General features: G+C 57.4%; 16 protein-coding genes and 3 pseudogenes. 11 read left to right on the top strand and 8 right to left on the bottom strand.

The features are described 5' to 3' along the window. Positions 1-24 precede the first annotated feature (24 nt). Both ACQZ5Y_RS17790 and ACQZ5Y_RS17785 read left to right on the top strand, forming a co-directional pair. Positions 25-804, top strand: coding sequence for an SDR family NAD(P)-dependent oxidoreductase (locus ACQZ5Y_RS17790; protein WP_174051323.1), 780 nt, complete (start codon positions 25-27; stop codon positions 802-804). A 79-nt stretch (positions 805-883) separates the two neighbouring features. Continuing rightward, entirely contained in the window at positions 884-1,699 is an 816-nt protein-coding gene (locus ACQZ5Y_RS17785; protein WP_174051325.1) for an oxidoreductase, read from the top strand. A gap of 531 nt (positions 1,700-2,230) precedes the next feature. Here the strand turns inward: ACQZ5Y_RS17785 and ACQZ5Y_RS17780 are convergent. Then, positions 2,231-3,226 carry a LacI family DNA-binding transcriptional regulator gene (locus ACQZ5Y_RS17780; RefSeq protein WP_174051327.1) on the bottom strand — a complete coding sequence of 332 codons (996 nt, stop codon included), beginning with the start codon at positions 3,224-3,226 and terminating at the stop codon, positions 2,231-2,233. Positions 3,227-3,401: 175 nt separating this feature from the next. On the opposite strand from ACQZ5Y_RS17780, the gene ACQZ5Y_RS17775 reads away from it, so the two are divergent. The 5 genes from ACQZ5Y_RS17775 (at position 3,402) to ACQZ5Y_RS17755 (ending at position 8,313) form a co-directional block, all read left to right on the top strand. Continuing rightward, positions 3,402-4,355 carry a sugar ABC transporter substrate-binding protein gene (locus tag ACQZ5Y_RS17775; RefSeq protein WP_019565640.1) on the top strand — a complete coding sequence of 318 codons (954 nt, stop codon included), beginning with the start codon at positions 3,402-3,404 and terminating at the stop codon, positions 4,353-4,355. Positions 4,356-4,481: 126 nt separating this feature from the next. Next, the gene (locus ACQZ5Y_RS17770; protein ID WP_065662701.1) at positions 4,482-5,603 is read left to right on the top strand and encodes an ABC transporter permease; all 1,122 of its coding nucleotides are present in this window, start codon (positions 4,482-4,484) and stop codon (positions 5,601-5,603) included. Then, the gene (locus tag ACQZ5Y_RS17765) at positions 5,603-6,391 is read left to right on the top strand and encodes an ATP-binding cassette domain-containing protein (RefSeq protein ID WP_174051331.1); all 789 of its coding nucleotides are present in this window, start codon (positions 5,603-5,605) and stop codon (positions 6,389-6,391) included. The genes ACQZ5Y_RS17770 and ACQZ5Y_RS17765 overlap by 1 nt, the downstream gene beginning before the upstream one ends. An 84-nt stretch (positions 6,392-6,475) precedes the next feature. Further along, on the top strand, positions 6,476-7,270 hold the full coding sequence (locus ACQZ5Y_RS17760) for a TIM barrel protein (protein WP_174051333.1): 795 nt from the start codon (positions 6,476-6,478) through the stop codon (positions 7,268-7,270). 23 nt (positions 7,271-7,293) lie between these two features. After that, positions 7,294-8,313 (top strand): Gfo/Idh/MocA family oxidoreductase, encoded by a 1,020-nt coding sequence (locus ACQZ5Y_RS17755; RefSeq protein ID WP_174051335.1) that lies wholly within the window; start codon positions 7,294-7,296, stop codon positions 8,311-8,313. Between the two features lie 370 nt (positions 8,314-8,683). Here ACQZ5Y_RS17755 and ACQZ5Y_RS17750 read toward each other — a convergent pair whose 3' ends face one another. Then, complete coding sequence (locus ACQZ5Y_RS17750; RefSeq protein WP_174051337.1) at positions 8,684-9,310, bottom strand: TetR/AcrR family transcriptional regulator; 627 nt, start codon at positions 9,308-9,310, stop codon at positions 8,684-8,686. A gap of 151 nt (positions 9,311-9,461) precedes the next feature. On the opposite strand from ACQZ5Y_RS17750, the gene ACQZ5Y_RS17745 reads away from it, so the two are divergent. From ACQZ5Y_RS17745 to ACQZ5Y_RS17735, 3 genes are read left to right on the top strand one after another with little or no spacing between them, the layout of a single operon-like run. After that, positions 9,462-12,362 (top strand): amino acid permease, encoded by a 2,901-nt coding sequence (locus ACQZ5Y_RS17745; RefSeq protein WP_236763185.1) that lies wholly within the window; start codon positions 9,462-9,464, stop codon positions 12,360-12,362. Next, positions 12,359-13,189 (top strand): SDR family NAD(P)-dependent oxidoreductase, encoded by an 831-nt coding sequence (locus tag ACQZ5Y_RS17740; protein WP_174051339.1) that lies wholly within the window; start codon positions 12,359-12,361, stop codon positions 13,187-13,189. Before ACQZ5Y_RS17745 ends, ACQZ5Y_RS17740 begins: the two co-directional genes overlap by 4 nt. Before the next feature lie 26 nt (positions 13,190-13,215). Beyond that, positions 13,216-14,160, top strand: a complete 945-nt coding sequence (locus ACQZ5Y_RS17735) for a SphA family protein (protein WP_174051341.1) — start codon at positions 13,216-13,218, stop codon at positions 14,158-14,160. A 220-nt stretch (positions 14,161-14,380) separates the two neighbouring features. On the opposite strand, the pseudogene ACQZ5Y_RS17730 reads toward ACQZ5Y_RS17735, so the two are convergent. The 6 genes and pseudogenes from ACQZ5Y_RS17730 to ACQZ5Y_RS17705 all read right to left on the bottom strand — a co-directional run. Then, positions 14,381-14,728: pseudogene (locus tag ACQZ5Y_RS17730) on the bottom strand (EamA family transporter); the annotation flags it as partial. A gap of 26 nt (positions 14,729-14,754) precedes the next feature. Next, positions 14,755-15,069 (bottom strand): annotated as a pseudogene (locus ACQZ5Y_RS17725) (oligopeptide/dipeptide ABC transporter ATP-binding protein); the annotation flags it as partial. Positions 15,070-15,254: 185 nt separating this feature from the next. After that, a complete protein-coding gene (locus ACQZ5Y_RS17720) occupies positions 15,255-16,457 on the bottom strand; it encodes an alpha/beta hydrolase (protein ID WP_174051345.1) in 1,203 nt (400 codons plus the stop codon). Then, on the bottom strand, positions 16,447-19,563 hold the full coding sequence (locus ACQZ5Y_RS17715; protein ID WP_174051347.1) for an efflux RND transporter permease subunit: 3,117 nt from the start codon (positions 19,561-19,563) through the stop codon (positions 16,447-16,449). The genes ACQZ5Y_RS17720 and ACQZ5Y_RS17715 overlap by 11 nt, the downstream gene beginning before the upstream one ends. Beyond that, positions 19,560-20,633, bottom strand: coding sequence for an efflux RND transporter periplasmic adaptor subunit (locus ACQZ5Y_RS17710; RefSeq protein ID WP_174051349.1), 1,074 nt, complete (start codon positions 20,631-20,633; stop codon positions 19,560-19,562). The genes ACQZ5Y_RS17715 and ACQZ5Y_RS17710 overlap by 4 nt, the downstream gene beginning before the upstream one ends. Before the next feature lie 2 nt (positions 20,634-20,635). Further along, positions 20,636-21,241 carry a TetR/AcrR family transcriptional regulator gene (locus ACQZ5Y_RS17705; protein WP_174051351.1) on the bottom strand — a complete coding sequence of 202 codons (606 nt, stop codon included), beginning with the start codon at positions 21,239-21,241 and terminating at the stop codon, positions 20,636-20,638. A gap of 108 nt (positions 21,242-21,349) precedes the next feature. Here ACQZ5Y_RS17705 and ACQZ5Y_RS17700 point away from each other — a divergent pair. Further along, positions 21,350-22,100: pseudogene (locus ACQZ5Y_RS17700) on the top strand (IS6 family transposase). The last annotated feature ends 83 nt before the right edge of the window (positions 22,101-22,183 follow it).

Below are 22,183 nucleotides of genomic sequence, written 5' to 3'. Positions count from 1 at the left end.
ACGCGACCGACGGAAGGAACCTCTATGACCATCGCACTCATTACCGGAGCGTCCAGCGGTATCGGCGCCGTCTACGCACGACGGCTAGCCTCTCGGGGACACGACCTCGTTCTCGTCGCCCGGGCGACCGATCGCCTCGAAACGCTGGCCGCCGAACTTCGCCAGACATATGGCATCGCCGTCGAGAACATCACGGCCGACCTTACAGACCCGACGCAACTCGGCACGGTCGCCGAACGCCTGAAGGCAGAGCCGTCTATCGACATTCTCGTCAACAACGCCGGGGCAGGATTGCTCGGCGGATTCACGTCGGCCGATCCTGCGGCGATGGAAACACTGCTTCGTCTCAACGTCGTCGCTCCGACGCTACTGGCTTCCGCGGTAATCGCGGGCATGGTGGAACGGGGCAGCGGGTCGATCGTCAACATCGCCTCGGTGCTGGCGCTTTTACCCGAATATTCCCACGGCATCTATGCCGCCACCAAGTCCTATGTGCTGACCATGTCGCAGAGCCTAGCCGCAGAAGTCTCTTCCAAGGGCGTATACGTCCAGGCTGTCTTGCCCGCCGCGACACGTACGGAAATCTTCGAGCGGGCAGGAGGTGACATCAACCGTGTCCAGAACCTGATGAAAGTGGAAGACCTCGTCGACGCGGCGCTGATCGGGTTTGACCGGAAGGAGCTGGTGACGATCCCGCCCGTGCCCGACGTCGCCGCATGGGATGCCTTCGAGCAGGCGCGCGGCGTCTTGGCCGCAGGCTTTAGCAACTCCGAACCCGCCGCGCGATACCGCTCCAACTCATGACACTTCGACCTCGCGGGGACCACTTGCAACTCCCGCGTCATCAACGCCGCCCTGTATCGGGCGAACGAAAGGAATTGAAATGAACACGAACAATCGTAGCGTCGCCGTCGTCACCGGCGCGGCAACCGGAATCGGTCTTGCCACGGCAAAGGCTCTGGTGTCGGCCGGCTACCAGGTCTTTGGAACCAGTCGGAAGGCGAGGTCGGGGACGGTCGCGGGGATCACGATGCTTGAATGCGACGTGACCGACAGCGCTTCGGTGGCTGCAATGGTCGCCGAAGTCGTCAGCCGCACGGGCCGTATCGACATCTTTGTTAACAACGCGGGCGGGGCTCTCATCGGTGGCGCCGAGGAATCATCCGTTGAACAGGCGCAGGCTATCTTCGATCTCAACGTCTTCGGGATCGTCCGGACGACTAACGAGGTCCTACCGATCATGCGCAGGCAGCGTAGCGGGCGCATCATAAACATCAGTTCGGTGGTTGGCTTCATTCCCAGTCCGTTCAGCGCGCTTTACACCGCCACGAAACATGCCGTCGAGGGTTACTCGGAGTCTCTCGATCACGAAGTCAGATCGCTCGGTATCAGGGTCCTCCTGGTCGAGCCTGCCTTTACGAACACGGCGCTTGACCACAACGCGAAACAGCCCGACCGCATGACGAGCGTCTACGATGCGGGCCGCAAGACAACGGAAGCCGTGTGGAACAGTGCCATCAAGGCAGGCGATGCGCCGGAGCTTGTCGCGGAAGCCGTCGTGAAGGCGGCGACAGTAAAGTCTCCGAAGTTGCGCTACCCCGCCACCAAGGCGGCGCGGCAACTGCATTTCCTGCGACGCTTCGTACCCGCAAGCGCGTTCGACAAGAGCCTGCGCAAGCAGATGAAGCTGCCTGCCTGACGGCGGCGGCACTCGGGAAGACGTCTCCTGACGATGGAAACGTCTTCAACTCAGCGACCATAGTGGATATCCGAGGGCGTTGTGGGCAGCGAGATCTGGCCATGAGGCGATGGCAGCCCGGAGGCCATGAATGGCTCGCTCGACGTTTTTTGCAAGTGCGCCCTCGGTTTGGGCAAGGCCATTTCAGCGACCATCGACGCCGATGCCGCAATGGCCGAACTCGGACAAGGCAGCAGATCCGTCGATGTTCACTCTTACCTGTGACACCCCAAAATCAGACAGCCCCGCACGACACCCTTCCCGACATTCCAAGTGGGCCAGGTACTTGATCTGGCGCGGTTATCTGCCAGTTCGCATTTGAAGTAGTGGCAGGTCGACGGCTCGATTCCGTCCAAGGCGGTCGGTACGCACACTGCATGCCTGCCTCGTTGATGAAATCCAGTTTGGATGACACCCAAGCTTCGCCGCGACTTTGTGACGTTCCGATCGGATGGTCCTAAAGAATAGTCAACTGTGATCAGTCGACAGCGTTTAAGTTGAGCGTCGAACGACAAGCTCTCCCCGAAGAGTTACCGTCTTCAAAGCCGAACTCCCCTTGATCATATTCAGAATTGCATCAATCATTTCGTCGCGCGGTTGCTCGTAGGTGGTAATGCCGTATCCGAACGAACCGGATATCTCGTAGTTGTCGAAACCCACTATCGCAATATCTTCGGGAACTTGAAGGCGAAAGTTTGCCCGGATCTCATCCATTGCGCCCATTGCCAGGATGTCGTTTTCGCACATTAGCACATCGACGCGATCTTGCGGTGAAGTCTCGCTTAAGTACTTCCTCACCGAGGCCGCACCAGCGTCCAGACTGTATTTTTCCGCGCTCATTTGGACGATGTTTTGGATTCCTTTTTCTGCCCAGAACTCCGTGAAGTAATGGCTTCTTTTTAAAGCCGTGGACAAAGCGGCAGCACCGCTCATGAAGCCCGGGCGTTTGTATCCCTGCGCATGAAGGTGGTCGACGATCTCCCTGAGAGCAAGTTCCGCGTCGCAGACAACCGCTGGCACGCCGTCGATCTGACTGTCACGTGCAAGCACGAACATAGGCGGCATGCCGCGTCCGTGCTGCAGGTCTGTCAGGGTTTCGTCGCGAAACGCTGTACCAAACAGAATGATGGCATCGACCTGACGCTGGTCCGCATGGAGAAGTGCGTTCACATGGTTAAAGTGGCTATTGATATTGATCAGCATCACGACCAGGCCTGCGGCCTGGAGCTTCTCGGTAAGCGCCTCAAGGAAAGGAAGCTTTTGCGGGTTGGAAAAGTCGTCCACGAAGACAGCGATCTGCCCCGTCGAGTTGGTAGCAAGGCTTCGTGCAAGAAGGTTCGGCGTGTAGTTCAAAGCTGCAGCGGTCTCCAGTACCTTCCGCTTGCTTTCGTCGGTAATCGAAGCTCCCGGTGTGAAAGCTCGTATCACGGTCCACTTGGAGACTCCCGCCGCATCTGCCACCTGTTTAGCCGTTGCTCTTTTCCGCATAAACTCTCCGGTAATGGAACATAAATTCCATTTTTTTGATTCAGTGAAATGAATGCTTGCTTTTAACGCATTCTGACATAACATGCACCTGCTTGCACCCGGTAGCAAACACATTTGCACCCGGTAGCATTCGAATTCGTCACTCAGAGGAGTGGGTGACATTGAGGAGGAAAAAATGAAATCCATTTGGAAGAATTTCGCTTCTGCGGCTATTGCCGTGTCACTGATTGGCGCTTGGTCGGTTGGCGTCAAAGCCGAGGAGCAGCCCAGCATCATCGCCGTCACTCATGGACAAGCTTCTGACCCCTTCTGGTCGATCGTGAAAAACGGAATGATGCAGGCCGGCAAGGACATCAATGCCAAGGTTGACTACCGGGCACCCGAGACCTTCGATATGGTCGCAATGGCTCAGCTCATTGAGGCCGCAGTCAATCAAAACCCGGCGGGCATTGTAATTTCCAATCCCGATCCGGATGCGCTAGGCCCGGCGATTGCCAAGGCCATCGCGGCGGGTATCCCCGTCATTTCCATGAACTCCGGCATTGCCGCAACGGAAAAGCTTGGCATCAAGCTTCATGTTGGCCAGGACGAACTTACCGCAGGGGCCAAGGTCGGCGAAAAACTCAAGTCTCTCGGCATGAAGCATGTGCTGTGCGTAAACCAGGAGGTGGGAAATGCCGCCCTTGACCAGCGCTGCGCAGGTACCGCCAAGGGCTTCGAAGGTGGAAAGGTAACGGTCCTGCCGACTTCCGCCGACCCGGCGGAAATTGAATCAAAGATCCAGGCTGCTTTAACCTCGGATTCTTCTGTCGATGTCGTGCTTGGCCTGTCGGCACCGCTCGTCGGTGAGCGAGCGGTTGCTGTTGTCGAGAAGATGGGCAATGGCGACAAGGTTAAGGTCGCTTCTTTCGATCTCTCGGCCAATTTCCTGAAGGCTGTTTCGGAAGGCAAGGCGCTTTTTGCCGTGGATCAGCAACCCTATCTCCAGGGATATCTGCCAGTCACATTCCTCGCGCTGAATGCAAGATATGGCACGATTCCTGCTGGAAACGTTGCCTCGGGTCCGAGCTTTGTCGAGAAGGATACCGCCGCTTCGGTGATTGAGAAATCCTCCCAGGGTATACGCTGAGCGGGACCCATCCGGCAGCTCCCGCACCTCCAGCGGGGGCTGCCCTCATCGCCCGACATCCGATCCGCGTGAAGCGTGAACGGCAGCCGACGGCGCACGTAAACAACTGACATCTGAGGTACGACCATGACGCTGGCCAACGAACAGAACGGGTCCCCGACTCGATCCGACGAGCGCCTGAAAAAGGTTTCGACTTTGACCGCGCTCGCGCGACGTCCGGAACTCGGCGCAGTCGCAGGACTGGTGCTCGTCACAACATTCTTCATGCTGACCGCAAACCCTGCCATGTTCACACTTGCAGGCGTTGTAAACTTCATGGCGCCAGCTGCTCAACTGGGGATTCTTGCGGTTGGCGCGGCACTCTTGATGATCGGCGGCGAATTCGATCTGTCGATCGGCTCGATGGTCGCGTTCGCAGGGCTAGTTTTTGGCACGGCCCTTGTGGTCCTTAATCTGCCGCTCAGCGTCGCGATCCTGATCGCGCTTGCTTTCGCCGTGGTCATCGGTGTCACCAACGCCCAGCTCACCATGCGCACCGGACTTCCATCGTTCATAGTAACGCTTGCGTTTCTCTTCATTCTTCGTGGCCTCACGCTCGTCGGACTGAAGTGGGCGAGCGGCGGTTCAACACAGCTTCGCGGCATGAGGGAAGCTGTGGCGGACAGTCCCCTTGCGCCGCTGTTTTCAGGCGATGCCTTCCCGGGCCTCTTCACGTGGCTTGGCAGTGCAGGCGTCATCGAGACCTTCCCCAATGGAACGCCGAAAGTCCCCGGTATCCCCGTAGAAATCCTCTGGTTTGTGCTGATTGCACTCGTCGCGACCTGGGTTCTGCTGCGCACGAGGTTTGGAAACTGGATCTTTGCATCCGGAGGCGACCCGAAGTCAGCTCGCAAGTCGGGTGTTCCCGTCGCGCGCGTAAAGACGACCCTTTTCATTGTTACCGCCATGTGTGCCACTCTTGTCGCGATCCTCACCGTGCTTGATGCGGGTTCAACGGACGCACGACGGGGATTCCAGAAGGAGTTCGAAGCCATCATTGCGGCGGTCATCGGCGGATGTCTCCTGACTGGAGGATATGGCTCGGCAATCGGTGCGTTCTTCGGATCGATCGTCTTCGGCATGGTCCTGATCGGTCTCACCTACACGTCAATCGACCAGGATTGGTACCTCGTCTTCCTCGGCGGGATGCTGCTGATTGCGGTTATTTTCAACAACATCATTCGCAAGCGTGTGACGGGAGAACGCTGATGAGCACGACCCAGACACCACTCGTCGAGGTCAAGAACCTCGTCAAGCACTTCGGCTCGATTATCGCACTCAACGGCGTTTCGCTGAGTGTTCACGCAGGAGAGGTTCTGTGCCTCCTCGGAGATAACGGAGCCGGAAAATCAACTCTGATCAATACTCTTGCCGGCGTTCACAGACCGACATCCGGCGACTTCCTCGTCGAGGGGAAACAACATCTCTTTACCGGGCCAAGAGACGCGCTCGATGCCGGGATTGCTACCGTCTACCAGGATCTGGCGATGATCCCGCTGATGTCTGTCACTAGAAACTTCTTCATGGGGCGCGAGCCGTTGAAGGGCTTCGGTCCGTTCAAATACATGGACATGGAATTCGCGGATCGCGTGACCAGCGAAGAAATGAAGAGAATCGGCATCGATGTTCGTGAACCCGGGCAGGCCGTCGGCACGCTCTCCGGTGGCGAACGTCAATGCGTGGCGATCGCACGCGCCGTGTATTTCGGGGCGAAAGTCCTCATTCTCGATGAACCGACATCTGCACTCGGTGTTGCACAAACCTCGATGGTCCTGAAGTACATCGATCAGGTTCGTCGCAAAGGTCTGGGCGTGATTTTCATTACCCACAACGTCAGACATGCTTATGCCGTCGGCAACCGTTTTACAGCTCTGAACAGGGGAAAGACGCTTGGCACATTTGCCAAACATGAAATCAGCCTCGATGGCCTGCAGAACCTGATGGCCGGCGGCAAAGAACTCCAGTCGATCTCCGCGGAGCTGGGCGGCACCATTTGAAGACACTTGGAAACATGAATTTTGGCCCGGCGCGTTCGCCGGGCCTTGGGACAGTCATATCCAAAATCCAGGGAACCACCCCAAATGAGCAGTACGAATAACACCCCGTTTCCGTTAGCCGCCTGCGCGGAGATGCTGTGGCGGGACAAGCCTATCGAATGGCGCGCTTCCCGATTGAAGGAGCAGGGATTTGGCGTGGGCCTCTGGAATTGGCCAGAGCACGACATCGCCAAGCTCGAAGCCACAGGTGCGACCTTCACAATTATGAACGGTTACCTGACCGGGCGTCTTACGGATGAAGAAGGTGCAGCCGAACTTTTGAGAACCGCGCGCGAAACAGCTCAGATCGGTAAACGCCTTGGCGTGCAGCGCCTCAACCTTCACGGCACTGGCCTCGGGGATCGTGGACTACCGATTCAGCCTGTCGAGGTCGTCACGGGAGCCATGTGGCTGAAGGCTCAGGATACGCTACGCCGAATCGTCGACCTCGCGGAAGAAGAAAACGTGGTTTTCACGCTGGAAAACCTCAATCTTCCCGTCGATCACCCCGGCGTTCCGTTCGGGCGCGCCGAAGACACGTTGGCACTCGTATCGAGCATCGACCATCCGCGCCTGCGTTTGAACCTGGACCTCTACCATGCGCAGATCGGTGAGGGGAACCTGATCGAACTTTGCCGCAGGAGCCTGCCGTGGATCGGTGAGATTCAGGTGGCCGATGTACCCGGGCGATTTGAGCCGGGCACCGGCGAAGTGAACTGGAAGGGGATCGCAAGAGCCCTGAGCCACATGGGCTACTCCGGCCCGATCGGGATGGAAGCATGGGCATCCGGAGATGCTGACACCGCGCTCGCTGCCTTCGGCGAAGCCTTCACTCTCTGATTTCAAAAACAGGACTAAAAATCATGACCAAGGTCAAAACAGTCAACGTCGGACTTATCGGGGCAGGGCGCATCGGTTCGTTTCATGGTGAGAGTGTCGCAAAAAGGCTTGTGGACGCGGAGCTGATAGCCGTCGCCGACCCCGCCCCCGGAGCCGCTGCAAAGCTTGCGGAGAGGCTGGGCGCCGACGCTTCTTACACCGACGTTGCAGAAATGCTTTCTCACCCCGGTCTGGATGCGGTCATCATTGCGACACCCGCACGCTTTCACACCAATATCCTCGTGCAGGCTGCGGAGGCCGGCAAGGCGATATTCTGCGAGAAGCCAATGGCGCTCACGCTTGAAGATGCGGACCGCGGCATTGCAGCCGCAAAGGCCGCAGGCGTTCCGCTGCAGGTCGGTTTTAATCGTCGCTGGGACCAGGCATTTGCCGAAGGCCGCGAAGCGATCGATGCCGGAAAGGTCGGCGCGGTTCAACTCATCCGGTCGCTAACGCGTGATCCTGGTCCGTTCGGCGGCGACCCAGAGAGGATTCCTTTGTGGACCATCTTTTATGAAACGTTGATCCACGACTTCGACACCCTGCTTTGGTTGAACCCCGGCGCAAAGCCTGTCGAAGTGTTTGCAATGGCAGATGCGCTGGTTCGCTCGGACGCACGCAATACAGGCTTCCTCGATACCGCCGTCGTCAATATTCGTTTTGACAACGGCTCGATCGCGGTTGCGGAAGCAAACTTCTCTGCAATGTACGGCTACGATATTCGCGGCGAAGTATTCGGCTCCGGCGGAATGGTTGCTATGGGCGACGTACGACGTTCTAGCATGACGCTGTTCGACGCTACTGGCGTATCCAACGACACATGGCGGCGTGATACGGACCACTTCGTTCAGGCCTATACGGCGCAGCTTGCTTCCTTTGTCGATGCGGTTCGTAACGGCGTTGTTCAGAATGCACCAACAGGAGCTGATGCTCGCAACGCTCTGGCGATTGCACTTGCTGCGATTAAATCCGTGTCGAAAAAACAGCCGGTTCCTGTGAGTTGAAGGCATAGATGACAGGGGCCGATAGTGCCCCTGCCATCCCATAGGTAATAGAAAAATCAGCCGCTCAGAAACGCATCGGCGGGGCGAAAGACAATCGTCATGGCAACGAAATCAACAGTTCAGAAGCCCAAAACAGTATTTGATTTGAGAAACATGTTTGAGATCAAAAGCTTGAGGCTATCGAGCCATCAAGAGAGAGTAGCGCGAACTGCTGTCGCTTGCCCGGAAGTCTCAATCCACCCGGACAACCTCAGCGAATGAAGTTAGCCCATCGAACAGTCACAGAAACCGCTTCACTTTACAACAAAGGCTAAATTGATGCAGATCGCGAAGGGCAACTTCTGTGCTTTTCAGCTGTAACCTCCTCCGCTCATTGCAATCCACGAAGTGTCGCCGCAACGACACGCTCAAGTGTCGTCACCAGCGTTTCCCTGTCTTCAGGTTCCGAATGCATAATCCGGATGAGATTGCCCTGAATTGCTTCGAGGATAACGAGCGTTGTGGGGTCGACTTCGTCCTCTGGAAGGGTTGGCACCGCCCAGATAGTGAGGACGCGCAAGAGCTGCGCATTGGATTCCGTGTCCTTCATATCAAGAACGCGAAGCTCAGGATTGCCTCGCAGGCTGTCCCAGATGATTGCTGACACCGGTGATTGCAGCAAAAAACGCGCCATGTCAGTCACAAGTGCGGCAGCTACCACCGCGCGGTCGTCCTTGTTTTCCGGTGCTGTTGGCAGGTGCGACATCGCTTGGACTATCTGATCGCGCAGCTCGGACAAATGCTTCATAGCTAAGGCCCGCACAACGGAACTAACTGACGGAAAATAATGATAAACGGAAGCGATAGGCAACGATGCGCGACGAGCGAGCTCGCGCATTTTCAAGCCTTCGATGCCCGTTTCAGCGATCAATACCTCGGCTGTCGAAAGCAACAGCTCGACACGCTCGCGACTGCGTGCCTGGACCCCTAGGCTTCGCATGGTTGTTCGGTTGTTCATGTCTTCCTTGTTCGCACGAGATTTTGACACTGACTTCCTCTTTCCAGACATCTTAAGATTCGATCAATGATCGGTATTGACATAAAACAAAAGTCGATCAATGCTCGAATTAACAAAAATATGACATAGCAGGTCAAAGGGGAACTGCACTATGCAAATAACAGACCGCAACGCGGTAGCCTATCCGGCTGCCGTGAAGAAGAAAAAATCGCTTTCAACAGGTGGCGTCGTCATCCTGGTGATATCTGCTGCCGCCCCACTGGCGGCAATGGTGGGTAATAGCCCGCTCGCTCTGACGACAGGCTTCGGTCTTTCGATGCCGGCCGCCTTTCTATTCGTTGGGCTGACACTCCTTTGTTTTTCGGCCGGCTATTCCGCGCTTAGCCGAGAAATCGTGAGCAAGGGTGCCTTCTATACGCAAGTTGGACAGGGGTTAGGCCGGCCGATCGGCGTCGTTGCAGCCTACGCGGCGAGCTTTGCCTATATGGCCTATGCCATGGGAATGGTCGCGGCTTTCGGTTACTTCGCCTCGCTCCTTTCAAAAGAGGTGGGGTACGAACTTCCCTGGCTAACCTGCGCCACTGCCGGCATCCTTTTTGTAGCGTTACTTGGTTACCGCTCGATCGATATGTCCGCCCGCGTTCTGAAATACTTCATGATCGCTGAGTTCGGCGTACTTCTGGTCTTCGACCTTCTCGTTCTCTACAATAAGGGGTTGGCGGCGCTACCGCTGGACATCTGGTCGTCAGCGAATGTCCTTAATCCTGGAATTGGCGCCGTCATTCCCTTCGTGATCGTCTGCTTTCTCGGTTTCGAAGCCACGGCGCTTTATGGCGAGGAAACCCCAAATCCGCGCCGGTCGATCCCACGAGCCACCTTCATTGCTCTTACAACGATCGTTGTCTTCTATCTCGTCTCATTGTGGATCATCATCGGCTCGATCAACACGGCACCGATTGAGGACTTCGCGCGGCAGGAATCGGGCAACATGCTGTTCACACTCGCGACCGCCTACGGCGGCGAGGGCCTGACGGCAACAATGGGAATTCTCCTTGTCGCGAGCATTCTGGCGAGCTTCCTTGCTGTCCATAATGCGGCCAGCCGCTATTTCTTCGCCCTGGCGAGCGACCATCTGCTGCCGGCGGCGCTGGGACAATATCATCCACGGTTCCATTCCCCCCATGTCGCCAGCATTGTGATGACAACGCTGGAGCTCGGTGTGGTGGTGGGGCTTGGGGCCTATGGTGTTTCCCCCTATGTCGGCATCGCTTCGTCGACGATAGGACTCGGCACGATCGGCATCATTGCGATGCAGATCGCGTCCTCGCTTGCTGTGCTTGGCTTCTTCGTGAAAACAGGACGGGGTTCGCTGCTGGCAACGCGGATCATGCCGTTGGTTGCCGCGGTCAACCTCACGGTTTGCCTCGTCCTGGTTATTGCAAGTTATGGGACCTTGACGGGCACGGACAATGCGTTCGTCAACGGGTTGCCGTGGCTGTTCCTGCCGCTGGCCCTTGCCGCACTTCTTTATTCGCTGTGGCTGAAAGCACGGCGGCCGAACCAATATGCCCGCATTGCCGGGGCTGAGTATCGCCACGTCGAGGAACGGACGGCAGTCGAAACGGCCTATGAAAATCACTACTGCATCATTGGTGCGGGACCGTCCGGCCTCATCATGGCACGCGCGTTCGTCAAGGAAGGAATTCCGTTCGATTGCTTTGAAAAGCACTCGGACGTGGGCGGGCTGTGGGATCCCGAGAACCCCGGAACGCCGATCTACGAAAGCGCCCATTTTATCTCGTCGAAGTGGACCTCCTACTTCTATGGTTTCCCGATGCCGGATCACTACCCGGACTATCCTTCCTACAGACAGATCCTCGACTATATTCGTTCGTTTGCGCGTGCCTTCGGTCTTCATGACCATATCACCTTCAATACAAGCGTGGTTTCGGCCGAACCTGTTGACGGCAGGTGGAAAGTGACCCTGTCGACAGGGGAGGTGCGCACCTATGCCGGTGTCGTTGCCTGCCCGGGCGTCACTTGGCACGCGAGCATCCCGAAATTCCCTGGGATGGAGAGCTTCAAAGGCGAGATCCGTCATTCGGTCTCCTACAGACGGCCAGACGAATTCCGCGGCAAGCGTGTGCTGGTCGTCGGCGCGGGTAACTCCGGCGTGGATATCGCCTGCGATGCCGCCAAGTTTGCCGACCGGGCCCTGTTCAGTGTGCGCCGTGGTTACCGTTTCGTGCCGAAGCATCTCTTCGGCATACCGACCGACGTTCTGATGAGCGGCGAGGTCCTGCCGCCAAAGGGTGTCTCGCTGTCAACCGATCCCAATGCGATGCTGGATACGCTCAACGGCGACCTCACGCGGCTAGGCCTCCCAAAGCCGGACCATGACGCGCTGGCAAGCCACCCGATCATGAACACGCAGATCCTCCACTACTTGCAACATGGAGATTTGCACGCAAAACCCGATATCGCCGAGTTCCGCACCAGCACTGTCCTGTTCAAGGACGGCACGGAAGAACAGATCGACCTGGTCTTGCTGGCGACCGGTTACGAATACGGGATGCCGTTCTTCAACCCTTCCATTTTCGAATGGAAGGGGGGGCGTCCACAGCTTTATCTCAACGTGCTCCATCGCAGCCATAGCGGTCTCTATGTCCTGGGCTTCACCGAGTTTGCTGATGCCGCCTATCGTCGCTTTGACGAAATGGCACAGCTCATCGTCGCTGACATTCACGCTACCGAAACGGGAACTGCCCGCAATTGGCTTGATGATCAGCGCGCCCATCATTTCCCTGACTTGCGCGGCGGCAAGGCCTACATCGACTCGCCGCGGCACGCCAATTACGTCCACACCGACACCTTCAAGCGGCTAATGGCGGAGTTTCGGCGAAAGCTGGGCTGGCCCGACCTGGACGACAATTTCTACGCCGATCTGCGCCGGCCGAGCCCCAACATCCATTCCCTTTCAGCGCACAGCCGCAAGCCGGCCGCGGACAAGTCAGATCAAAAAGGCAATCCCGTTTCGGAGGTTCGTAAATGAGCAAGTTGCAGCAAACAAAAGACAAGACCGCATTGGTCACCGGAGCCGCTGGCGGGATCGGTCAAGTTCTGACGGAGCGCCTTGTCGCTCAGGGATACAAGGTCCTGATGCTCGACATCAACGCCCAGAGCCTTGAGGCATGTAAGGCCCGGTTCGGCGACGCTGTGACGCCCGTCATATGCGACTTGACGGATCGCGATTCGGTCGCGAAAGCGCGGAAAGAGGTGGGTATTGCCGTCCGCAGCTTGGATGTGATCGTCAACAATGCCGGCTTCATCGTGCCGGGGCCTTTCATCAAGGCCGAAGCGGACGCTATCGAAAAGCAGATGCAGATCAATCTGCTCGGTCCACTGCGGGTGCTGAATACTTTTTTGCCGTTGATGGTCACGAACGGTCACGTTGTGAACGTGATTTCCATGGCGGGGATCCTTCCGCTCAAGGACAGCTCGGTCTACGCCGCAGGCAAGTTCGGTCTACGTGGTTTTACCATTTCACTGGCGCTCGAACTGAAGGAGCGCGGCATTAAGGTGTCGGGCATCTATCCCTCGTCAGTCGATACGCCGATGCTCCAGATGGAGGCTCGCAACGGCGGATCGCCCCTGAATTTTCTTGCAGAACCACTGTCGCCAGAGACGGTCGCCAACGCGATCATGCGCGCGATCAGGGAAGGCAAGCTAGAATATTATGTGCCCTACGGGGATGGTCTTCTGTCGCGGATCGTCTCTGCTTTTCCATGGTCGATCGCCCGTCTGCTACCGCGCTTCGAGAAGAAGGGAATGGTTGGAAAACAACGTTACCTCGCCAAAATCGGCAAGGGCATACAATAACCGCGACGACCAAAAAGGGGACATCAATGCGGAAATCGGGGATATTTAGTGCAGCGATAACTTTTGGTCTCATGGCCGCAACCGGGGCAACTTACGCTGGAGAGGGCGGCGGCAGCAATATCATGCTGGGTGGCACAACCTTCCAGACGCCGGTTATCCCGGAGCCCGGTTTCTATTACAGCACCTATGTGAACTACTACCACGCCAACCGGATAAACGACGGCAATGGGGATAATATAGCCCCCGGGCTGAAGCTCGACGCCGTCATTGACTACAACCAGTTTGTTTATGTGACCCCATTTGAACTTTGGGATTTAAAGCTGGCAGTTGGCGCGGTGGTGCCTTTGGTGACAATCCGTCAGGAGGTGGGAGGCGCAGTCGGTCGGGAAAGCGGGCTCGCCGATATCCTGCTCCAGCCTCTGATTGTGGGTTGGGAGAAAGGAAAGTTCCACGTTGCGCTCGCGCAGGGCTTCTACCTGCCCACCGGCAAATATGACGCGGAAGCGCCGATCAACATCGGCCGCAACACCTGGGCCTACCAGCCCCAGCTATCGCTGGGATATATTGACCCCGAGGGATGGGAAGCGACCGCAACTTTCTCTTACGTCACCAGCAGCAAGAACAAGGATGCCATGGTTTCGCTGCTCAATCCAATGGGTGCGGACTATCGCAGCGGCGACGAACTCGGCCTTGACTTCTCGGTGGGTTACAACTTCACGCCACAGTTCGAAGTCGGACTGACTGGCTACTACTACAAACAGCTTTCCGATGACAAGATTTCCGAACCGGCTTCGGACCAGGCCCTTCAGGAATTTGCCAACGGCTTGCGCGGGCAAGTAGCGGCCATCGGTATCGGAGCGAGATATTTGAGCGACTACGGCGAGTTCTACGTCCACGTCGACCGCGAATTCGCCGCCCGCAACCGATCGGAAGGCACATCGACCTGGCTACGCTGGAATATCGCGTTCTGAGGCGTTCCAGCAACTGGCACCCAGGCAAAAACGGCGGCAATCGGACCAATGTCAGTGAGCGTTGCGGACTGTTCGCTCTCGCTTTTGGAGATTGTCGTCGAAGTTTTATGGGTCGCTTGAAATGTCGTGAGGTAAAGGTCTTGCGGCGCACGATCAGTATCTCGATGGCGACAAGGCCGATCGACGCCGCCATGTTTCCTGGGTTCCACATGACAGTGATCACTCCGGAGAGCGCACCGACAATGCCGGCCATCCGCATGGCGGATATCTGCTCGCCGAGGAACAGCACCGAGAGCATTGCGGTCAGCGGGATGCCCAGCTGCAACACGATCGCGGCGCTCAAGGCCGAAGCGGCAGAAAGGCCCAGAAACAGGAAGCGGAAAAGGTTGGCGCCGACCAGTAGCACGACCTGCAGTACGCGCTGCGGAACGGGGCGAAGCAGGGGGGAAAGGACAATCGCCACGCCAAAGAAACGGATCGCGGCATCGTAGAAAGGCGGGACGGCGTAATCGCTCAGCATGACCTTGCCGACGATCACATTAAGGGCCCAGATAAAGCAGACGCCCATCAGCAGCAGAAAATCACGATAGCGCATCACTGAATTCCAGCGAGCCCAAGGGCCTCGTCTTCGGGATGATGGCAGGCGAAGAAGTGCCCGTCGCTGTGCCGTCTCAATGCCGGTTCCAGCCGGGCGCATGCTTCGGTCGCCTTCCAGCATCGCGTGCGGAAACGACAGCCGCTGGGTGGGTCCATCGGGCTTGGCACGTCACCCTGCAGGAGGATGCGGCTGCGCTCCATCTCGGCGTCCGGATCGGGCAAGGGTACGGCCGACAGGAGCGCCTTGGTATAGGGATACTGGGGCCGGGTGTAGAGATCCTCAGCGGTCGCGATCTCGACAATGCCGCCCAAAGTAGCGGGGAATCGACCATCACCACGGCGTCAGCCCGATGCTCGCCAGAGTTCGTGCGTTTCTGGACTTCGTTCATTGGCTTGTCGTCTGATCCTGCGATACCCTGATGCCGCGCAGCTGGAATGCCGTAAATCGGTCATCCGACTTTCAGTCAACGTTCGCCACGGCTTTGCGGTCGTCGAATTCATGGTGTGACTTTCGCGACAGCGATGTTGCTCAGCACTCCCGCCTGCAGCAATCCGCCACGACCAGGTTCTGGTTTGGCCAGGAATGTGTTTCCAAGCGCTTTCAGAATATCGGCGTTCTGTGCAAATGCGCTGTGTCCAAGAGCATCATCCTGCTTGGCATCGGACGCATCGATCACAGTGATCCCGTACTGCTTCAGCAATTTTTCATAAGGCCGGAAATCCGTGGCTCCCAAACGCTGCACGTCGCCCGCAAGCCAGGTCGAAACCTTGAGCGCCAGATCGTTTTGGGACGAAAGGATGGTAATCTGCGGACGCTTGTCGCCCATCTCAAGAACTTGCCGCTGGAATACATCGACATCAATATCCGGAGACGCCAGGAAGACAGAGCGAATTTTGGAGGGGACTTTCCGGTATTTTTTCCCCATGTCCCGCAGGGCTTCCATCGCAAGTCCGGTCCCCATCGAATGGGCAAGGATGGTCACATCGGAGACATCGGGACTATCGACAGCAGCTTTCAGAACCTCGCCGAGGCCGAACCGCGAATAAATGGTGCTCTCGCGATCATAGACGTAATCGAGCACATTCCCGCGTGACGGCCACGTGAACAGAACGGGCGCTGCGTCGATGCGCGCGTCGTGGACGAGTTGCGCGAAGCGATATACGGATTCGGAATAGTCGTTGTTGAACCCATGAACGAACACGAGCACGCGCTTTTTGCCGTGACTTGTCTTTTGAAACCAGGGCATGACCTGATCGTCGTTCAGAAGATCCGCCTTAACCGTAACGAAGGAACGACGCGGATCTGGTTTGCCACGGTCCGGCCATTGGACCTGACCAATCTGCCGGTCTTTTTCCGGCGGGATAGACACGACGATATTGTCAACACGCAGGTCTTCACCGCGTTCTCCGGTATAGCGCAGAGCCGGATTGTCAGAGGGCTGGCGGGTCGTTGCTACCAACATGTCCACCCGCTCCGTCTGGGCTTCAGAAACCGGGACCGGCACCATCACGTCGGGTCGATGGCCACACCCCGTAAGGAGTGTTGCCGTCAATAGAAACAGACTCAGTCTGGCCACACTACGTCTGCGGAAAAAAGGTGCGCCGCCGCCTCCGACCAGAGGAGAGAGAGAGGCGGCGCGGGCGCCAATTACCGTTCCAGAGGGGGCGTGGAGGATGGCAAGCGGCGTCCTATCGGGCATCTGCTGGAGCTCCATTGTCCAGCGCCGGCGCGGACGCGGATCGGGCGTTTTTGTTACCTTCGGCCCTGAGCAGCCAAAGCATCAGGCAGGGAAGCAAAAGAAGCGTGAGTACGGTGGCAATCGCAAGACCACCGATGATGGCATACGCCATTGGCCCCCAGAATATCTGGACGGCGATCGGGATCATGCCGAGAACCGCGGCGCAGGCTGTCAGAACAATAGGGCGGGCGCGATGGATGGAAGCGGCGACCACCGCATCCAGCGGCGCTTGGCCTCTGGCGACATTTTCATCAACTTCCTGTATCAGGATCACCGCATTGCGGATAATCATGCCCGCCAACGCAATAACGCCGAGTTGCGCCACGAAGCCCATCGGCGTCCCGGTTGGCAACATCGCAGCGACGACCCCGATCAGTCCGAAGGGTGCCATCAGCATGGCGAGCCCCATGCGGGTAAAGCTCTGCAGTTGTACCATCAGCAGCGCAACGATGACGAACAACATCACCGGCAGGACTGCGAACACCGAGGAGCTGCCTTTTTGCGATTCCTCGACAACACCGCCCGTTTCGATGGAATAGCCCATGGGTAGCGATGCCCGCAGTTCATCGAGCTTTTGATTGATAGCAGCCGTAACGGTCGCGGGTTGTATGCCCTGAAGAACATCGGACTGGACAGTGATCATCGGTTTGCCCTGCCGGCGCCAGACGATTGGGTCTTCAAGCCCGTAGGCAATCGTTGCGACTTGCCGGAGTGGAACGGATGCGCCGTTCGACGTGCGAAGCTCGAGATTGCCGAGCGTAGCGATAGAGGTCCGGTCGGCCTCAATCCCCTTTACGACGACATTCACAAGGCGATCGCCATCGCGGACCGTGGTCGCCGTCGTACCCGCGAAGACCGATGCGATCTCACTGGCGATCGATTCCGAACTCATCCCAAGCGAGCGTGCCTCGACTTGATTGACCATGACGGTCACGCTTCGCTGCGGTTCGCCGGCCGTCAGATTGATGTCGCGTGTTCGCGGATCTTCGCCGATGACATTGGCGACCTTCAGCGACAATTCTCTCACCTGTTGATAGTCCGGTCCAAGGACGCGAAACTTGAGGGGCCAACCGACCGGTGGGCCGAGCTCCAGCGGAGAGGCTCGCGTGACGATATCTGCAAAATCGGTTTCGAATGCCTGCTCCAGGCGCTTGCGAACAGCATCGCGCTCATGGATACCCTTGGTTACGGCGACGGTTTCGGAAACGTTGTCGTTCTCCAACAGCACATCCATTGGAAGATAAAAGCGGATTGAGCCGGAACCCACATAGGTGGTGAAGTGGTCTATATCCGGATCAGCCTTCAGTATTTTTTCGAGTTGCCTGGCACGCGCGTCCGTCGCCTCGCGCGACGCGTTTTGCGGCAACGTCAGGCTGACCAAAAGTTCGGGTCGATCAGAGGCAGGGAAAAACTGTTCTTCCAGCTTGGCCATGCCAAAGATTGAGAGCCCAAAAGCAATCACGGCGACCACGAGCGTCAGCCAGCGATTGGTCAGCGACCAGTCGAGTGATTTGCGGTAAGCTCTCATCACCCGTCCACCCTCGTGGCTGCCGTGGCCCATGCGGTCCGGCAATATCCAGGTACCGAGCAGCGGTGAAAACAGAACGGCGACAATCCATGACGCGACAAGCGCGATCAGGACGACCATGAACAACGAGAAAGTGTATTCACCGGCGCTGGAAGCGGCAAAGCCGACAGGAATGAACCCGGCGATCATCACGAGTGTGCCGGTCAGCATCGGGAAGGCTGTCGTTTCGTAGGCATAGCTGGCGGCTTTCGCCTTTTCATCCCCGTGTTCCAACCGCGACACCATCGCTTCCACGGTGATCATTGCATCGTCGACCAGCAGACCCAGGGCAATGATCAGCGCCCCAAGGGAAATTCGTTGCAGACCGATACCCGCCATGTCCATGCCAAAGAAGGTCATTGCGAGAACAAGAGGAATGGAGGCCGTAATGACAAGGCCCGCCCGCGTTCCAAGCGACACGAACGACACGGCCAACACGATTACGATTGCTTCGATTAGAACCTTGACGAATCCGCCGACGGCTTCCTTTACCACTGTCGTCTGGTCCGCAACCTGTTTGACTTCGATGCCATGTGGAAGCTTCTGGGCGATATCGGCCATCATCGCTTTAACCGACTCGCCAAAATCCAACAGATTGCCGCCTTGAGCCATCGAAACCGCAAGGCCGATGACCGGTTCGCCGTTGACGCGGACGCTCGGCGCCGGCGGATCAACAAGACGGCGTGAAACACTGGCAATGTCCTCCAAGCGCACGTAACGGCCATCGACCCGGAATGTGAGGTCGTGGAGCGCCTTTTCCGAAGCGAACGCCCCGCTGACCCGCAGCGAGATTTTTTCAGCGTCGGTGCGCACCGTCCCGGTCGGGGCGACAGCATTCTGCGCCCGGATCGCCTCGATTGCCGCGGACGGGTCTATACCAAGGCTCGCGAGCTTGGCGGAAGAGAATTCGATGACAATCTCCTCCTCCTGGACTCCCAGGAGATTGACCTTGCCGATATCCTTCAGCGTCAGAAGTTCCGCTCTGATAGCGTCGACGCGATCGCGAAGCTCCCGCGACGAATATCCTTCTGCGGTGAAAGTGTAAATGCTGCCATAGGTATCGCCGAACTCGTCATCGAAAAACGGACCCTGAACGCCAGCCGGCAGGGTGGGAACGATGTCGTTGATCTTCTTGCGGACCTTGTACCAGACGTCGGGAACCTCCGCGGGCGGAGCGCTGTCGCGCAGGTTCACCATGATGACGGATTGGCCGGCACGGGTGTAGCTCTGGGTAAAATCGAGATAGGGGGTTTCCGATAGCTTCTTTTCCAGCTTGTCGGTCAGGAGGTTGACGGTGTCCGTCGTACTCGCTCCCGGCCAGACAGCCGACACCACCATGGTCTTGATGGTGAACGGTGGGTCTTCGTTGCGCGAAAGACGCTGATAGCTCCAGGCCCCACCCAAGATGGTGGCGATCATCAAAAAAATCACGAAGGACTGGTGCTTCAGCGCCCAGGCTGACAGATTGAATTTGTGTTTGAGGGAAGGGGTCTGGCTCATTTGATGCTCCCTTGCTCGAGCAGAACAGCCTCGCCATCGCGCAGCTTGCTGACACCGGACGTTGCAACAAGCTCTCCCTCAGCAAGGCCCTCAGCCACGAGAACTGTCGTATCCGCATACCGCTCGACGCGGACATCGCGGTACCTGACAGACTTTGCCGCGGGGTCGAGAACGAAGACGGCGGCCTTTCCGTTGTTTTCCGTCAGCGCCGAGGCAGGAAGTTGGACCAGCTTTTTCGCGTTGAGAATCAGCGACCCCGTCACTGCGGACCCAAACTGCATTTTCTGGCCGGCTTCATCCAGCGCCACCTTAATACGGTACGTGCGAGTTGTTGGATCGGCCGATGGCGTGACTTCCCGAACGCGACCGCTTGCCTTGACGGAAGGGTCGGACAGCAAGGTGACCTCCACAACGGGATCACCAAGATCCATTCCGACGAGTTTCTCCGGTACATCGAATACAGCGTCACGCTCGGCATCTGAAATCACTGTCACGATCGTCTGACCTGCATTGACCACTTGGCCTTCATTGGCGCCAACGGCCGAAACAACTCCGTCCAGCGTTGCCTTGAGATCCGTGTATGACAAGGTGTCTTCGGCATTCGAAAGAGCAGCTTCCGCAGCCGCAAGCTTTGCACGGGCAGTGGCCAACGTCGCTTCCGCCTGCTGCAGTTGGGCCTTCGAGGCGACGTTCTTGTCGAAGAGAGCGCGATTGCGTTCGGCAGTAACCTCAGCCAATTCCAGATCTGCCTTGGCTGTCGCGAGGTCAGCCTTCGCTGACAGAACACCGTTTCCACTCGGGACGCGGTCGAGCCGGGCAACAACGTCACCGGCTTTTACCGATTTTCCAATGTCCACGCGGAACGTCAGTTGACCCCCTAACCGGAAGCTCATTGGTGTTTCCGTCCGGGGCCTGACCTCACCGGTCTGGACGATGGTTTCGCCAGCATCCTGCAGATGTGCGGTCACAGTGCGGACCGGCCGCGGAACTTTTTCGGCTGTCTGTTCTTCCGAGCAGCCAGCCAGAATCACCGCCGCGAACGCGGCGACGGCAAGAACTGTCTTGTTCATTTTTAAGTCTCCTTAGCCGAAAGGCCACGCATGAGAGCGTTGATTGTTGTGTCGAGGAGGTCGGCCTTGAGCTCGATCTCCTTTACTGTAATCAGCAGGGTTACGGCGCCGTGGACACCGGCCCATAACGTCTGGGTTAGAAGTTCGGCGTCTGTGGACAGAAAATGGCCGTCTTTTAACGCCCGCTCGATACGTCTAAGCACGAGGTCGTATGGCGCAAAGCCAGCACTGCGCTGGAACAGTTCGGGCCCAACCTCCTGATCCATTTCGAGGAAAAGAAGACGAAATCGATCATGATCTTCCAAGCAAAAATTTGCATAGGCATAGAGCATGTGACGAATCGCGGCAGGCGTATCCGTCTCCGAAACATCGATTGCTGCGATGCGTTCGGCAACCGCTTGAAGTGCATCTTCCCAATAACTCAGCAGTATGTCCTGCTTGCTCGGAAAATAACGATACAGCGCGCCTGGAGTTAAGCCGATTCGTTGCGCGAGACCGCGCATCGATAGTCCAGCGATACCGCTTTTTCCGACAATGATCGCCGCCTCAAGCAGTATACGGGTACGCGTGACCTCTAATTCCTCATCAGTCAGTGGTTGGCGTGGCATCGTTGCTCCTAATTAATATATGCGTTCACTAAACGCGTATATTTAATGAGTCAAGTGCTGTGGAGCCGTCGCGTTTCGTTCGATAGTCTTTTAAGACACCGCATGGCGATGTCACGTTGTCTGCGACTTAACGGTTGGCGGATAATTGGGCGGGATGAGCTCGACGACGATCAGTTACAAGAACCACCGCTTTCCGCCGCAGATCATCGCCCATGCGGTTTGGCTGTATTTCCGGTTTCTATTGAGCCTGCTGTTGGTCGAGGAAATGCCGTTGGAGCGAGGCATTGTCGTATCTTAAGAAACGATCCGGCGATGGGGCCGTAAATTCGGGGCGGCTTATGCCAAGCAGTTGCGCAGAAAGAAGCCGTCACAAAAGGATATCTGGTATTTGGACGAGGTGGCGATTTCCATCGGCGGCCTGAGACATTGGCTTTGGCGCGCCGTTGACCAGGACGGCTACGTTCTCGACGAGATCGTCCAGGCTGGCCGCTATACCAAGCCAGCCAAGCGATTGCTGGTCAGGGTGCTGAACAAGCAGAGCCAGTCGCCGAAGCACATCGTCAGGGACAAACTGCGCTCACATGGAGCAGCAAGGCGGGATGTAATGCCCGGCGTCGAACATCGATCACACAAGGGCCTGAACAATCGCGCGGAGAATTCTCACGTGCCGCTTCGAAAACGAGAGCGGATGATGCAGGGCTTCCGTTCCGTCGGCGGCTTGCAACGTTTTATCCCGGTCCTCTCAGCAGTCAGAAATTTCTTCGTGCCGTCACATCAGAAACGCTCAGCCCTGGCCACCCATATTCATCGCATCCGCGCAATGGCGCATTGGAAAGTCGTGATCGGCGCAACTGCGTAAGCTCATCGGCAAACGCCTTGTCCGGGATTAAGCAAACAACGTGACATCGCCGCCGTGAGACTAGCTTGGGCGGCAAACGCCGG

The organism is Agrobacterium sp. A3-95, assembly GCF_053521785.1.
The sequence above is the reverse complement of the archived record's forward strand: the minus strand, read 5'-3'. Positions and strand labels throughout refer to the sequence as shown.